At 71.8% G+C, this 15338-nt stretch carries 12 protein-coding genes; 8 read left to right on the top strand and 4 right to left on the bottom strand.

The features are described from left to right. Window positions 1-129: 129 nt before the first annotated feature. On the bottom strand, window positions 130-1266 hold the full coding sequence (locus ACFQ79_RS24950; RefSeq protein ID WP_383587059.1) for a threonine synthase: 1137 nt from the start codon (window positions 1264-1266) through the stop codon (window positions 130-132). Between the two features lie 175 nt (window positions 1267-1441). On the opposite strand from ACFQ79_RS24950, the gene ACFQ79_RS24945 reads away from it, so the two are divergent. Further along, window positions 1442-3013 (top strand): S8 family peptidase, encoded by a 1572-nt coding sequence (locus tag ACFQ79_RS24945; protein ID WP_383587055.1) that lies wholly within the window; start codon window positions 1442-1444, stop codon window positions 3011-3013. Between the two features lie 92 nt (window positions 3014-3105). Here the strand turns inward: ACFQ79_RS24945 and ACFQ79_RS24940 are convergent, their stop codons facing one another. Beyond that, window positions 3106-4410, bottom strand: a complete 1305-nt coding sequence (locus ACFQ79_RS24940; RefSeq protein ID WP_383587052.1) for a serpin family protein — start codon at window positions 4408-4410, stop codon at window positions 3106-3108. A 187-nt stretch (window positions 4411-4597) separates the two neighbouring features. On the opposite strand from ACFQ79_RS24940, the gene ACFQ79_RS24935 reads away from it, so the two are divergent. Beyond that, window positions 4598-5707: a DUF4190 domain-containing protein gene (locus tag ACFQ79_RS24935; RefSeq protein WP_383587049.1), complete on the top strand. Its 1110-nt coding sequence runs from the start codon at window positions 4598-4600 to the stop codon at window positions 5705-5707. 353 nt (window positions 5708-6060) lie between these two features. Here ACFQ79_RS24935 and ACFQ79_RS24930 read toward each other — a convergent pair whose 3' ends face one another. After that, window positions 6061-7398, bottom strand: coding sequence for a glycoside hydrolase family 18 protein (locus ACFQ79_RS24930; protein WP_383587046.1), 1338 nt, complete (start codon window positions 7396-7398; stop codon window positions 6061-6063). A gap of 312 nt (window positions 7399-7710) precedes the next feature. Between ACFQ79_RS24930 and ACFQ79_RS24925 the strand changes: the two genes are divergently transcribed. The 6 genes from ACFQ79_RS24925 (at window position 7711) to ACFQ79_RS24900 (ending at window position 14513) form a co-directional block, all read left to right on the top strand. Continuing rightward, entirely contained in the window at window positions 7711-8463 is a 753-nt protein-coding gene (locus ACFQ79_RS24925; RefSeq protein WP_383587043.1) for a GntR family transcriptional regulator, read from the top strand. Between the two features lie 158 nt (window positions 8464-8621). Next, window positions 8622-10406, top strand: coding sequence for a purine-cytosine permease family protein (locus tag ACFQ79_RS24920; protein WP_383587040.1), 1785 nt, complete (start codon window positions 8622-8624; stop codon window positions 10404-10406). A gap of 154 nt (window positions 10407-10560) precedes the next feature. Beyond that, the gene (locus ACFQ79_RS24915; RefSeq protein WP_030320624.1) at window positions 10561-10740 is read left to right on the top strand and encodes an SPOR domain-containing protein; all 180 of its coding nucleotides are present in this window, start codon (window positions 10561-10563) and stop codon (window positions 10738-10740) included. A gap of 39 nt (window positions 10741-10779) precedes the next feature. Then, the gene (locus tag ACFQ79_RS24910; protein ID WP_383587037.1) at window positions 10780-11232 is read left to right on the top strand and encodes a (deoxy)nucleoside triphosphate pyrophosphohydrolase; all 453 of its coding nucleotides are present in this window, start codon (window positions 10780-10782) and stop codon (window positions 11230-11232) included. Between the two features lie 143 nt (window positions 11233-11375). Next, window positions 11376-11798, top strand: a complete 423-nt coding sequence (locus tag ACFQ79_RS24905; RefSeq protein WP_383587034.1) for an ATP-binding protein — start codon at window positions 11376-11378, stop codon at window positions 11796-11798. Between the two features lie 144 nt (window positions 11799-11942). Continuing rightward, window positions 11943-14513 carry a SpoIIE family protein phosphatase gene (locus ACFQ79_RS24900; RefSeq protein WP_383587032.1) on the top strand — a complete coding sequence of 857 codons (2571 nt, stop codon included), beginning with the start codon at window positions 11943-11945 and terminating at the stop codon, window positions 14511-14513. Between the two features lie 80 nt (window positions 14514-14593). On the opposite strand, the gene ACFQ79_RS24895 is transcribed toward ACFQ79_RS24900, so the two are convergent. Then, window positions 14594-15301, bottom strand: a complete 708-nt coding sequence (locus tag ACFQ79_RS24895; RefSeq protein ID WP_383587028.1) for a PspA/IM30 family protein — start codon at window positions 15299-15301, stop codon at window positions 14594-14596. Window positions 15302-15338: the final 37 nt, after the last annotated feature.

Here is a 15338-nt window from a genome sequence, read left to right as displayed (position 1 = left end):
GGTACACGCTCGACCTCAGGCAGGTCCCCGGCCGGTCCGGGACCGGTACACGCTCGACCTCAGGCCGGTACACGCTCGACCTCTGGCCGGTACACGCTCGACCTCAGGCAGGTCCCCGGCCGGTCCGGGTCACTGCGCCAGGCCGGTCTTCGCCCCCGCCCCGCACAGCGGTACGACGGTGAGACCGGGCCTCGGCGCGGCCGCCCGGACCGCCGCCCAGCAGGCCACGCCGGTGGACTCCACGAAGAGCCCGCGGCCTGCCAGCTCCCTTTGGGCCGTGCGGATCTGGTCCTCCGTCACCGTCAGGAACGTGCCGCCGGTCGCCCGTACCGCCCGCAGGATCTGGTGGGCGCGGGGCGGCGCGGGGATCGCGATGCCCTCGGCGAGGGTGGGGCGGACGGGGACGGCCTCACCCAGCTCCTCCGCGCCCGCGTGGAAGGCCGCCGCCAGTGGGGAGACGGCCTCCGCCTGGACGGCGACGAGCGCGGGGCGGTTGTCCGCGAGCCCGTGGCGGTGCAGCTCGTCGAGTGCGAGGGCGGCGCCGAGGAGCAGGGTGCCGTTGCCGACGGGGACGACGATCGTGTCCGGGAGGCGGCCGCCGAGCTCCTCCCACAGCTCGTAGACGTAGGTCTTGGTGCCGTGCAGGAAGTACGGGTTGTAGACGTGCGAGGCGTAGAAGGTGCCGGGCTCGTCGGCGGCGGCCCGCGCGGCGGCGGCCGTGGCCTCGCGGTCGCCGGGGACCTCGACGACCCGTGCCCCGTGCGCCCGGATCTGCTCCAGCTTCTTGGGCGAGGTGCCCTCGGGGACGTACACGAGGCAGTCGAGCCCGGCCCGTGCGCCGTACGCGGCGATCGCCGTGCCCGCGTTCCCGCTGCTGTCGGCGACGACCCGCCGGAGGGTTCCGTTCCGCGCGAGGCGGAGGGCGTGGGCGGCGAGCATCACCGCGCCGCGGTCCTTGAAGGACAGGGTCGGCATGAGGAAGTCGAGCTTGGCGGAAAGTGATCCCTCCGTCCCTTCCTCCAGGGGGACGAGGGGCGTACGGCCCTCCCCGAGCGTCACCTCCGTCGCGTACGGCATCGGCGGCAATGCCTCCTCGTAACGCCACAACGAATTTCCTCGTGACGCGAGTGACGGGAGTGGCACCGGCCCGCTGTCGAACTCCAGGTCCCAGGGGCCGCGGCACTTCGGACAACGCCAGGTGAGGGCGTCCGTGGGGGACTGGACCCGGCAGCGGTGGCACACGTATGAGGTCATGAAGATCAGCATGTCAGCTGTGTGGCGCGGGTGTTGCGGGCGGTCGAGAGCCCTTGTGAGATTCCTATGGATCAGTCAATCTTTCGCTCGGCAGCCGGATGTGCGAGGCGGTGTGGAGCCACAGCGTCTTGTCATGGCCCTGCTAATCCCCCACAGCAACGCACCACCAATGAGGAGGACCCCTCACATGTCAGTGATGCGTGAATCACGGCGCAGAATCGCCACCGCGGCGGCCGTCGCCGTCACCGCCCTCACCCTCGGCACCCTCTCCACCCTCCCGGCCGCCGCCTCACCGGCCGCCCCGGAGGGCGTCATCGAGAACGCGGGAGCCGAAGGCACGATCGCGGGCAGCTACATCGTCACCCTGGACGAGTCGGCGCAGGCGGAGACCGCCAAGGGCCGTGCCGTGGCCGGCAGGTTCGGCGCGAAGATCAAGCGGACCTACACCTCGGCGATCAACGGTTACTCCGTCGAACTCTCCGAGGCGCAGGCGAAGAAGCTCGCGGCCGACCCCGCCGTGACCTCCGTCGTCCAGAACCGCGTCTTCACGGTCGACGGCACGCAGCCGTCCCCGCCGTCCTGGGGCCTGGACCGGATCGACCAGAAGGCCCTTCCGCTGAACCAGAGTTACACCTACCCGGACAGCGCGGGCCAGGGCGTCACCGCGTACATCATCGACACCGGCGTGCGCATCACCCACAGTGACTTCGGCGGCCGTGCCTCCTACGGCTACGACGCGATCGACAACGACAACACCGCGCAGGACGGCCACGGGCACGGCACCCATGTCGCCGGTACGGTCGCGGGCACGTCGTACGGTGTCGCGAAGAAGGCGAAGATCGTCGGCGTCCGCGTCCTCGACAACTCCGGCTCCGGCACGACCGAGCAGGTCGTCGCGGGCATCGACTGGGTCACGCGGAACGCCGTGAAGCCGGCCGTCGCCAACATGAGCCTCGGCGGCGGCGTCGACACCGTCCTCGACACGGCCGTCCGCAACTCGATCGCCTCCGGCGTCACGTACGCGGTCGCGGCGGGCAACGACAGCTCCAACGCCTCCAACTACTCGCCGGCGCGCGTCGCCGAGGCCATCACCGTCGGCTCCACGACCAACACCGACGCCCGCTCCAGCTTCTCCAACTACGGCACGGTCCTGGACATCTTCGCCCCGGGCTCCTCCATCACCTCGTCCTGGAACTCCAGCGACTCCGCCACCAACACCATCTCCGGTACGTCCATGGCGACCCCGCACGTCGCGGGCGCCGCGGCCGTCTACCTCGCCGGCAACCCGACGGCGACCCCGGCGCAGGTCTCCACGGCCCTGACGACCGCGGCCACCCCGAACGTCGTCACCAACCCGGGCTCCGGCTCCCCGAACCGGCTGCTCTACGTCGGCGGCGGCACCACCACCCCGCCCGGTCCGAAGTTCGAGAACACCGCCGACTTCGCCATCGCCGACAACTCGACCGTCGAGTCCCCGGTCACCGTCAGCGGCGTCACCGGCAACGCCCCGGCCGCGCTCCAGGTGCCGGTGAACATCGTCCACACCTACATCGGTGACCTCCAGGTCCAGCTGATCGCCCCCGACGGCTCGGCGTACACACTGAAGGCCTTCAGCACCGGTGGCAGCTCGGACAACATCAACACCACGTACACCGTGAACGCCTCCTCGGAGGTCGCCAACGGCACGTGGAAGCTCCGGGTCACCGACAACGCGAACGCCGACATCGGGAAGATCGACTCCTGGGGCCTGCAGTTCTGACCCGATCCGGCGGCTCGTGAGCAGCACGGAACGCGAGCGGCAGGAAGCGTGAGCGGTGAGGGGCGGTCGCCTGACGGCGGCCGCCCCTTCCGTCACCCGCCCCAGCCCTCGTCCTCATCGTCGTCGTCGTAGAGGTGCGCGAGGTCGCCCTCGTCGTACGGGACCGGCTCGGCGACCCAGCCCGCCGACAGGACGAGCCGCGAGGTGCGGTGGACGGCCAGGAAGCCGAAGGGGCGGTCGATGCCGAGCTCGACCGACCGCACCCGGTACGGCGTGTGGGGGAGGCCGCAGCCGACCGCGGCCATCGCCGACACCGAGCCGGCCTCGAAGCCCCGCGCGTGGAACCGGGCCACGGCCGTCTGCTGGGCCCCCTCGACCACGAGCGGTGCTTCGCTCACCCCAGGGAAAGGCGCGGGATCGGCCACGCAGGCCGCACTGAGTCCCAACAGTCGCGCGTGGGCGAGGAGATCGTGGTCGGAGGTGAGTGAGAAGGGCGTCGTGGAGACGTGGAGGCGGGGCTCGCGGCTCGTGCTCCGCCGGATCTCGACCCGCAGCCCGGGACCGGGTGTTCCGAGCGGCAGCAGGTCGCCCGGCACCGCCTTCCGCGCCCCCGACAGGAGCTCGACGCCCGCCGGGAGGACGGCTCCGCCGTCCGCCTCCTCCGGGCCGAGGAGGAGATGGACGTCCACCCCGGTGTTCCCGAGCACGCGCAGCACGGTGAGCGGACCGAAGGCCGTCTCCGCCACGCCGACCCGGTCGAGCAGGGAGGTGGTCCGGCGGAGCCCGACCAGCTCGCGCCCGGCCCACGGGCCGGTCTCCGGTGACAGCCGGCCCGCGTCGAAGGGCCGGATCCATCGTGTCCGCAGCGCCTGGGCGACCGCGAGGACGAGCTCCGTGTCCTCCCGGACCGGGACCGGCATCGAGGGGATCAGACCGTCCGTGTGCTTCGCCGCCCACGCGTCGAGCCGACGCTGATCGGCCTCGGGACCGTCGCCGCCGAGCCGGCCGAGCGCCGTCTCCGGCAGCCCCGAGCGCCACTCCTCCCGCACCTTCAGGTCGTGACGCGTCCAGAGGCCGACGGCCGCGGCCGAGCCCGGTATCGCGGAGAGCGCGGCGAGCAGCCCGCGGGCGGCACCGGCAGCCTCCTCCGCCCGCAGCCCGAGCGCCTCCTCCAGTTCGGCGCGGGCGGTTCCCGCGGCGCCGTCCGCGAGGAAGCCGAGGAGCGGCCAGAGCCCTGCGGCGGAGAGGACGGTGCCGGCGGGGGCGCCGAGTTCGGGTGTGGCGGGCGCGATGGCGGCGGGCGCGCCGGTGGTCGCGGTCGCGTGGGCCCATCGGGCGGTGAGGCGGTTGACGGCTCGTACCGTCGCCGCCGGGATCGTCGGAGTCGTCCCCCACATGTCGCCCCCTCCATCCGGCCGCGTACGATGCGCGACCGATCGTTTGTTCGTGCCGTTCGCCCCGAACAGGAGCACCGTACCCGTGGAGCCGACTCCGCCGACCCCACCGCCTCCGCCGCCGTCGTCGCCTCAGGGGGGCCCGCAGCAGGGGGGTTGGCCCGCGCCGGGGCCGTACACCTCGCCGGGGATGCCGTACACGTCCGGTCCGTACGCCGGGCAGCCCGGCGGCCCCGGCGGACCCGGCATGCCCGGCGTCGGTCCGTACGGGCTGCCGCCCCGGCGGACCACCAACGGGCTCGCGATCGGCTCCCTCGTCTCGGGCATCGTCTGCTGTCTGCCACCCCTCGGTCTGGTGCTCGGTCTCCTCGCGCTTCCGCAGATCAGGAAGCGCGACCAGGCCGGCAGGGGGCTCGCCGTCTCGGGCATCGTCCTCTCCGTCCTGAGTTCTCTGCTGCTCGTGATCGGCATCGCCACCGGCGGCGTCGGCACGTTCTGGGGCGGCTTCAAGGAGGGCATGGACGAGGCGGCCCGTTCGAAGTCGCCGTTCTCGCTGCGGACCGGCCAGTGCTTCACTCCCGAGGGCAAGCTGGAGGAGTACGCGACGGACGTCACGGTCGTCGACTGCGAACGCCCGCACATCGGCGAGGTCACCGGCGGCTTCAAGGTGACCGGCTTCGACAAGTGGCCCGGCGAGGACGCGATCGACAGGATCGCGGAGAAGCGCTGCGACACGATCAACAGCGGGTACGCGCTGGACACCTGGGCCGTCCCCGCGGACGTCTGGCTGTTCTACTACCTGCCCAGCAGCCAGAGTTGGCGGCTCGGGGACCGCACGGTGACCTGTGCGTTCGCCGGCGAGAAGAAGCCGTTCCGGGGCTCCGTGCGCTCCGACGCGACCCTGCTCACCGACGACCAGGAGTCCTTCCTGACGTCCGTCAACGCGATCGAGGCGGTGACGTACCGGGAGCCGGAGGAGGACCCGGACGAGGACTTCACCGCCAACAAGGTGTGGGCCACCGAGCTCCTCGGCGCGATCAACACGGCGTACGCGGGACTGGGGCAGCGCACCTGGCCCGCCGGGGCCGCCCCGTCCGTCGCGGCGCTGCGCAAGGAGCTCGCGGCGGCGTCGAAGCAGTGGCTCAAGCTGGCGACGGCGACCGACGCGGACGCCTACTGGGAGGCGTACGACCCGGCGTGGGAGACCCTGCCCGGGGACCTCGGCGCGGACGCGCGCACCGCGCTCGACCTGACCGGCACACCGCCGGTGGGCCCGGCGGGCGAGGGCGCCTCCGCCTGAGCCTGCCCGTGAACCGGCCCGTACGGGCCTGGCGTGTGCCTGGCCCGTCCGAGACCCGCGTCCACGGGGCCCGTGCGGACCCCGCGTGTGCCTGGTCCGTCCGAGACCCGCGTCCACGTGGCCCCTGCGGGCCCGTGTGTACCGGGCCCGTACGGACCCCGCGTGCACCCGCCTACGGGAAACGGGGCCGGGTCTCCCTCGGGAGGCCCGGCCCCGTCGTATGCGGACCGGGCGGTGGCCCGGGGGAGCGGCGGCCCGTGACCGACCGCCGCCGCCGCGGGTCCACCGCGAGCGGCGGGACCGGTCCGCGGTCATGAGGCCCGGCCGCCGCAGACGGCGGCCGGGCGGGGGTGTCAGCGCCGGGTCAGGCCCCGGTCGATGGCGGTGATCAGCTCGCCGTTCGCGGTGTCCCCGTCGAGGGACCAGATCATCGCGCCGCCGAGCCCGTTCTGCCGGACGTAGGACGCCTTGGTGCGCAGCACGGTCGGGTCGTCGTACGTCCACAGGTTGGTGCCGTCGAAGAGCCAGGCGTGCCCGTTGCGGTAGCCGCGGTGGAGCTTGTACGTCCCCGAATCCGCCAGCTTCTTCAGGTGCTTGTAGTCCTCGGAGCCCGCCACCCAGGTCGCGGGGGCGGGGCCGGTCGCCGGTTGCCCGAGGCCGTCGCCGCCGCCGGTGACGCCGGTCCAGCCCTGGCCGTAGAACGGCATGCCGACCACGAGCTTGTGGGCGGGGGCGCCGCGCCGCAGCCAGGCCTTGACGGTCTGGTCGACGCTGAAGTCGTTCTTGGCGAAGAGGGCGGACTGCTGGGCGGTGGTCTTCTCGCCGGAGACGTGGAAGTCGTAGCCCTGGAGGTTCACGAAGTCGAAGTCCCGCATGATCTTGGAGACTTCGAAGCCGGCGTCGATCTTGGCGGGCGCGGTGGGCACGTACGCGCTGAGCTCGAAGTGCTTGCGCTGGGCCCTGGGTAGCGAGCGGCCGTAGGCGTCGAGCTGGGTGCGGAACTCCCGTACCAGCTTGGTGAAGTTGGGCTTGTCCTCGGGGCGGATCACGTTCCCGGGGGCACCCTCCGAGCCGGGCCACTCCCAGTCGAGGTCGACGCCGTCGAAGATCCCGGCGGCGGCTCCGGCGCCGCCGCGGGCGCCGTCGACGGGCAGGTTGCCCTTGATGTACGTGTCGATGCAGGAGGCGACGAGGGTCTTGCGGCCGGCGTCGGTGCGCACCGCGTCGGAGAAGTGCGCGGAGCCGGTCCAGCCGCCCAGCGAGATCATGACCTTGAGGTCGGGGTTCTTGGCCTTCAGCTCGCGCAACTCGTTGAAGTTTCCGGCCAGTCGCTGGTCCGCGGTGTCACCGACGCCGTCCACGGAGGTGGCGGCGTCGACCGGGCGCACGTAGTCGGCCCACGGGTCGGAGCCGGGCGCGTTGCCCATCAGGCACTTGCCGTCCGAACCGATCACGCCGAAGGCGTAGTTGATGTGGCTGAGCTTGGCGGCGGTGCCGCTCGTCTCCAGGTCCTTGACCTGGAAGTTCCGTCCGTAGATGCCCCATTGGGTGAAGTAGCCGATCCGCTTCAGCTCGGGCTTGTGCCCGGACGGCTGGTGCGCGTCGGCGGTGGGGGCCAGGGTGGCGAGGAGACCGAGAGTGGCCGCGGCGGCCGCACCGAAGGTCAGCTTGGTCATGGCTCTGGGACGCATGGGCTCGTTCCTGTGCGAGGCGGGATGGCGCGTGCGGTGGAGCGTGCGGTCGGCGCGCACGGTGGAGCGTGCGTGCGGAGTGGAGCGTGCGTGCGGAGTGGAGCGTGCGTGCGGTGGAGCGTGCTGGCAGGAACGTATTGGTCTGTACCAATGCGGGTCAAGAGGGTCGACGTCGCGTACTCGGGGTGACCGTGGGTAGCAAGAGGTGTGATCTCGGAGTCATCACTTCGAGTGAAACTTTGGCCCATGCTTGCGGATCGCGACCGACGGTTGCCAGGCTGTAGCTGTAAGTCAACCTGAGGGGAGTGTCCAGTGACGTTCGGTGAGCAGCCCGCCTATCTGCGCGTGGCGAGCGATCTGCGGGAGAAGATCGCGAACGGCTCGCTTCCGCCGCATACCCGTCTCCCCTCGCAGGCACGCATCCGCGAGGAGTACGGGGTGTCGGACACCGTCGCGCTGGAGGCCCGCAAGGTGCTCATGGCCGAGGGACTGGTGGAGGGGCGCTCCGGCTCGGGCACCTACGTCAGAGAGCGCCCGGTGCCGCGCAGGATCGCCCGCTCCGGCTACCGCCCCGCGTCGGGCGCCAGCCCCTTCCGGCAGGAGCAGGCGGCCGAAGGGGCCCGCGGCACCTGGGAGTCGAACAGCGAGCAGGAGCCGGCGAGCGGCGAGGTGGCCGAGCGGCTCGGCATCGAGCCGGGCGAGCGCGTGATGCGCACGCGGTACGTGTACCGGGACGGCGGCGAGCCCATGATGGTCGCCACCTCCTGGGAGCCGCTCGCCGTCACGGGCCGGACGCCGGTCATGCTGCCCGAGGAGGGCCCCCTGGGTGGCTGTGGTGTCGTCGAGCGGATGGCGGCCATCGACGTGGTCGTGGACAACGTGGTGGAGGACGTCGGCGCCCGTCCGGGCCTCGCCGAGGAGCTCCTGGCGCTCGGCGGGGTGCCGGGTCATGTCGTGATGGTCGTGGAGCGGACGTACTACGCCTCGGGCCGGGCCGTCGAGACCGCCGACGTCGTGGTCCCGGCCGACCGCTACCGCCTCTCGTACCACCTGCCGGTGCGGTGACCGTTGAGCGGACCCCGCCGTCCGCGCGGTGTGACCGCGAGTTAACGGGGCGTCAACTCGCGTAACCCCGGCGCAACCGCGTGCCGCCGCCGTCCGTCACGACCGGCTCCTACCTTCCTCGTCCGTACCCGCGAACCGGTCGGACGACAGGAACCCTCATGACGGACACGGTCACCACCCCCACCCCGGAGCCGGGTGGGAGTACCTCCCAGGCCCTAGAGGAGCCGGGGGAGGTCCCGCCGCCACCCGGCGGCCCCCGCCGCAGCTACGCCAAGCTGGCCGCCGACGAGAGCCGTGAGGACTACTCGCTGCGCTACGCCCCGCACTCGTTCCGGCGCTGGTCGCCCGGGACCGTGGCGGGGACCGCTCTCGGCGGCATCGCCTATCTCGCCGACTTCGCGATCGGTGCCTCGATCGTCTTCACCTACGGCTTCGGCAGCGGGCTCGCCTCGATCCTCACCGCCGCCACGCTCATCTTCCTCACCGGCATCCCCATCGCCCGGGCCTGTGCCACGTACGGCCTGGACATGGACCTCATCACCCGCGGCGCCGGCTTCGGCTACTTCGGCTCGACGCTCACCTCGCTCATCTACGCCTCCTTCACCTTCATCTTCTTCGCCCTCGAAGGCTCGATCATGGCCCAGGCCATGCACCAGGCCGTCGGACTGCCGGTCGAGATCGGCTACCTGATCACCACCCTCATCGTCATCCCGATCGTCTTCCGCGGCATGGGAGCCCTGGCCAAGGTGCAGGCCTGGACCCAGCCGGTCTGGATCATCGGCATGGTGCTGCCCTTCGTCGTCCTGGCCTTCGAAGCCCCCGACGCCTGGGGCGCCTTCGCCTCCTTCGGAGGTACGGAGGGAGCCGGAGCCGGCTTCTCGTGGATCGGCTTCGGCCTGGGCACGGGCGTCGCGCTCTCCCTGATCGCCCAGATCGGCGAACAGGCCGACTACCTGCGCTTCATGCCGGCCAGGACGGAGGCCACCAAGCGCCGCTGGAACCTCGCCGTGCTCGCCGCCGGCCCCGGCTGGGTCGTCATCGGCGCGGCCAAGCAGCTCGGCGGCGCCTTCCTGGCGTTCGTCGCCCTTGAGGCCGTCGGCAAGACCCACGCCCTGGAGCCGATCGCCCCTCAGATCGAGGCGCTCAAGCCCTGGCTCGGGACGTTCGCCCTGCCCGCCGCCGCGCTCTTCGTGATCGTCTCCCAGGTCAAGATCAACGTCACCAACGCCTACAGCGGCTCGCTGTCCTGGTCGAACTTCTTCTCCCGCGTCACCCACCGGCACCCGGGCCGCGTCTGGTACATCTTCCTCAACCTCGCCATCGCGCTCACGCTGATGGAGATGAACATGTTCGCGGCCCTGAACAAGCTGCTCGGGTTCTACTCCAACGTCGGCATCGCCTGGATCACGGCCGTCGCCGCCGACCTCGTCATCAACAAGCGGGCCGGCTGGAGCCCCCCGTACATCGAGTTCAAGCGCGCCTATCTGTACGCCGTGAACCCGGCCGGCTTCGGCGCCATGGTCATCGCCTCCGTCGTCTCGATCCTCGCCTTCTTCGGCGCCTTCGGTACCTACGCCCAGGCCTTCTCCACCTTCATCGCGGCCGGTCTCGCCCTCGTCCTCTGCCCGCTGATCGCCTGGGCCACCAAGGGCCGCTACTACCTGGCCCGCCCCAACACGGTGAACGGTCCGGCCGCAGGTGTCGTCGACGAGCGGGCGACCCACACCTGCGCCGAGTGCGAGACCGCCTACGAACTCCCCGACATCGCCGACTGCCCGGTGCGGTCCGGTCCGGTCTGCTCCCTCTGCTGCTCGCTCGACGCCACGTGCGGCGACGCCTGCCGCAAGGACCCCGAGGGCGCCGGCGGTCCCGTCCTGATGCCCGTGCCGACCGTGCCCGGGGCGGCCCCCGGGGCGGCCCCCGGGGCGGCCCCCGGGGCGTGACTTCGGCCTCCCTCCGTCGGTTCCCGGCCGATCCGTATCTCTTTGTGCAATTCCGTATCCGCTGTGTGAAGGTCAGGCGTAAGCTCCGGCATATGCGGATTGCGGTTTCACGGAGATCCTCAACGGCGCCCGGACCGGCGGAGGGAGAAGCCTGATGACCGAGAGCGGCCCTGTCCTCGCCTGGCTCGTCATTCGGCAGGACGACAACGGCAACCGCTACCGGGTGGGGCGGTACGCGACCGAGGACGAAGCGCAGAAGATCGCGGACAGCCTCGACGACCGCGGCCACAAGCAGCTCTACTGGGTCGAGCGCATCGGCACCCCCGCGCTCTGAACCCGACGGGCCCGACCGGGCCGGGCTACGCTCGCGCCCATGACCGAACGCACCACCGACCCCGCCGCGCCCCACGAATCCGTCGTGGTCGTCGTCGCGGGCGCCCTGTACGACCGGGGGCGGCTGCTCGCCGCACGCCGCAGCGCCCCCGTCGAGCTCGCCGGCCGCTGGGAACTCCCCGGCGGCAAGCTCGAACCGGGCGAGAGCCCCGAAGAGGCCCTCGTCCGCGAGCTGCGCGAAGAACTCGGAGTCGAGGTCGAGCCGGGCGAGCGGATCCCCGGCGAGTGGCCGCTGAAGCCCGGATACGTCCTCCGGGTCTGGACCGCCCGGCTGCTCTCGGGCGAACCGCGCCCGCTGGAGGACCACGACGCCCTGCGCTGGCTCACCCGGTCCGAGCTCGACTCGGTCGACTGGCTCGACCAGGACCGCCCCGCCGTCGCGGAGGCCGCCCGAAGGTTCCCGGCGGAGCCCGCCACCGGAGCGCGGGGCTGACTTTCTACGCCGTTCGTGCCACCGTGCGCCCGCTGCTGCGCCCAGCGCGATATCCCGCCCTATATTCCGGGTATGTCCTGATTGACCCGTTGAAAGAGGACGTGGGCCTTCCTGCTGACGCACGGCTGGGGAAGTGATCGGGTGTGATCGACACCGACGGCGACCGCGCCGAGTGGAACTTCCCGGCGGAGGCGAACGCCGTGCGCACGGCTCGCCATGCCGTGCGCGAGACGCTGCGCGCCTGGGACCTCGACGCGGCCCTCGGCGATGTGACCGTCCTGCTGGTCAGCGAGCTGGTGACCAACTCCCTGCGGTACGCGTCCGGACCGATCGGGGTCCGTCTCGTCCGCCCCCGACTCGACGGCAGCGACCCCGCCCACCAGCCCGCGCTGCTCGTGGAGGTTTCCGATCCGCTTCCGGATCCGCCCACCGCGCGCGCCCCCGGACCCGAGGACGAAGGGGGCCGCGGACTCGGTCTGGTGGCCTGCTCCGCACGCCGCTGGGGCACCCGTAAAGGAAGAACCGGCAAAACCGTATGGTTCGAGCTGGCTCTCCCTGGTGAGTAAACAGAGTGGGACAACGATCACCGGTACTCGGCGCGCAGCGAACGAGACCACCCTGTGATCGTGAACGTCGTGCCGTCGGGGCCTGCCGTATTGAATACTGCGGGCATGGCCGGTCCGGTGCGGTGAGCTGGAGGGGACGGTCGCGTGAGCGAGATACCTGAGAAGGCGAGTGGCGGCGTCGTGTGGCAGAGCAGCCCGCCCGGCTCCATCTATGACTACATCCGGGTGGCGTCCTTCTCCATCGGGCCCGACGGGCTCGTCGAGCAGTGGAGCCGACGGGCCGTGGACCTCTTCGGGGTCACCGCGGAGGAGGCCAGGGGCAAGGACCCCGTCGAGGCCTTCATGCCCGCCGACCTGCGCGAGCGCGGACACCGACGGGTCCGGGAGATCCTCGACGGCAAGGAGTGGACAGGCCTCGTCCCCTTCCGGATTCCCGGCGACGACCGGCCCCACGGCATCGCCGAGATGTACGTCATGCCGAGCGAGACCCAGACCGGGGAACGGGCCGCGCTCTGCATCGTCGTCGACGTCCGCGCCCTGCGCCGCATCGAGACGGACCTCGCCGCCTCCCAGGCGATATTCGGCCAATCCCCCTTCGGCTTTCTCCTCTTCGGCACCGACCTCACCGTGAAGCGGGCCAACCGGCGCTTCGCCACCGTCTTCGGCGGCTCCGCCGACGACCACCGGGGCCGCACCGTCCACGACTACCTCAACCTGCCCGAGGCCGACCGGATGACCGAGGCCCTCCGCAGCGTCCTGGAGACCGGGGAGTCCGTCACCGACTTCGAGATCGTCGGCGCCGCACCCGGCTCCCGGGACCGCCGCCACTGGTCCATCAACCTCTACCGCGTCCACAGCGGATCCGGGCGTCCGATCGGCGTCGCCGGCCTCGGCATCGACGTGACCCGCCGCCACACCGCCGCCAGGGAAGCCGCCAGCGCCCGCCGCAACCTCGCCCTCCTCAACGAGGCCGGCGCCCGCATCGGCAACTCCCTCGACCTGGAGGCCACCGCCCGCGAGCTGCTCGACGTCGCCGTCCCCGGCTTCTGCGACCTCGCCTCCGTCGACCTCTACCAGGGCCTGCTCACCGGCGACGAGGCACCGCCCGGCCGATGGGGCAGCTCCCACGACGTCGGCTACGGGGCCGGCAGCGCCGAACTCCGCAGGGTCGCCTTCGCCAGCGCCGTCTCCGACACCCCCCGGAGAACCGACGGCGGCCACGGAACGGGCAGCGGCTGTTGCGGACCCGAACCGATCGAGGTCGGAGCCGTCCACCGCTACCCCTTCAACTCGCCCTGCGCCGGGGCGCTGCGCACCGGCCGCCTCCACACCGTGCCCGGCGTCGACGGCGAACTCGTCCAGACCACCCTGGTCGTCCCGATGGTCGCCCACGACACCGTCGTCGGACTCGTCCAGTTCTCCCGCACCAAGGGCAGCGAGTCCTTCGGGGAGCGCGACCGCGCCCTCGCCGTCGAACTCGCCGCCCGCGCCGCGGTCTGCATCGACAACGCCCGCCTCTACCGCCGTGAGCACGAGCGGGCCCTGATCCTCCAGCGCAGCCTGCTCCCGCCCGGCGACCCCGAGGCGGCCGGCCTCGACATCGCCTGCCGCTACCTCCCCGGCACCGCCGCCACCGAGGTCGGCGGCGACTGGTTCGACGTCATCGAACTCCCCGGCCACCGCACCGCCCTCGTCATCGGGGACGTCATGGGCCGCGGCCTGCGCGCCGCCGTCGCCATGGGCGAACTGCGCACCGCCGTCCGCACCCTCGCCCAGCTCGACCTGGAACCGGCCGAAGTCCTCTCCCACCTCGACGAGATCGCCCGCGGCCTCGGCGCCCCCATCGGCGCCCAGCAGTCCCGCGGCCACAAGTCCCGCGGCCCCGAACTCTCCGAGGTCTACCTCGCGACCTGCGTCTACGCCGTCTACGACCCGGTCACCCGCCGCTGCACCTTCGCCAACGCCGGGCACCTCCCGCCGGTGCTCGTCGAACCCGGCGAAGAGGCCCTGCTGCTCGACGTGCCCCCCGGGATGCCGCTCGGGGTCGGCGGCGAACCCTTCGAGGAGGTCGAGGTCGAACTCCCCGAAGGAGCCCTTCTCGCCCTCTACACCGACGGGCTCGTCGAATCCCGCGACCATCCCCTCGACGAGGGCCTGAGCGCCTTCCGACGCGCCCTCACCGACCCCGCACGCCCCCTGGAGGACGTCTGCGACCGGGTCCTGACCAGCCTGGAGACCGGACACGGCGAGGACGACATCGCCCTCCTCATGGCCAGGATCCAGGGACTGCCCAGTGAGGCCGTCGGCGACTGGCGGCTGCCCAGGGAACCCCGCTCGGTCGGCCGGGCGCGCGAACTCGCCCGCACCCAGCTCAAGGCCTGGGACCTCGAACCGCTCGTCGACACGGTCGAACTCCTCGTCAGCGAGCTCGTCACCAACGCGCTGCGCTACGGCGAGGGCGAGATCCGGCTGCGGCTGCTCCGCGACCGCACCCTCGTCTGCGAGGTCTGGGACGCCGGCCTGGTGCAGCCCAGGCGCCGCCGCGCCAAGGACACCGACGAGGGCGGCCGGGGCCTCCAGCTGGTCGGGCTGCTCAGCTCCTCCTGGGGCTCGCGCCGCACCCCGCGCGGCAAGACCGTCTGGTTCGAACTGGCCCTGCCGGACGGCGAGGGCGCGGCGGAACCCACGGTGGAACAGCTCCTCAGCATGTTCTGACAGCCGCCGCACCCGCCCGACCACACGGCCGAGCCGACGCCCGGCCCCGGCCGCGCGGGCGACCTCGGCCACCCACCCGGTCAGCCCTTGAGCGCCGCCAGCCGGGCCTCGATCTCGGCGCTGTCGCCCAGCGCGTCCAGCTGCTCGAACTGGGCGTCCAGGGAGGACGCGGCGAGCTCCTGCTTGCCCATCGCCCGGGCCTCCTCCCGACGCACCTTGTCCTCGAACCGGCTCAGTTCGCTCGTCGGGTCGAGCACGTCGATGTTCTTCACGGCGTCCATCATCGTGTTCTGCGCCTGGGCCGACTTGGCGCGGGCCACCAGCTCGTCGCGCTTCGCCTGCAACTCGCCGAGCTTGGCCTTCATCTGGTCGAGACCCGTCCTGAGCTTCGACACCACCTCGGTCTGCGCGGCGATCGTCGGCTCCGCGGTCCGCGCCTCCTTCTCCGACTGGAGCTGACGGCCGAGCGCCACCTTCGCCAGATTGTCGAAGCGGTCCGCCTCCGACACCTGCCCGCCGCTCCGCAGCTCGTCGCCCTTCCGGCTGGCGGCCAGCGCCTTGCCGCCCCACTCCTTCGCCGCCTCCACGTCCTCCTGGTGGTCCTGCTCCATCAGCCGCAGGTTGCCGATGGTCGCGGCCACCGCCTCCTCCGCCTCCGCGATGTTGTTCGAGTAGTCGCGGATCAGCTGGTCCAGCATCTTCTGCGGATCCTCCGCCTGGTCCAGCAGCGCGTTGATGTTGGCCTTCGCCAGCTGGGTGACCCGGCCGAGGATGGTCTGCTTGCTCATGGCACTTCTCCTTGAGAGGGACAGAAAGGGGCAGGAC

The sequence above is a fragment of the Streptomyces sp. NPDC056480 genome (assembly GCF_042795405.1).
GTDB lineage: Bacteria > Actinomycetota > Actinomycetes > Streptomycetales > Streptomycetaceae > Streptomyces.
The sequence above is the reverse complement of the archived record's forward strand: the minus strand, read 5'-3'. Positions and strand labels throughout refer to the sequence as shown.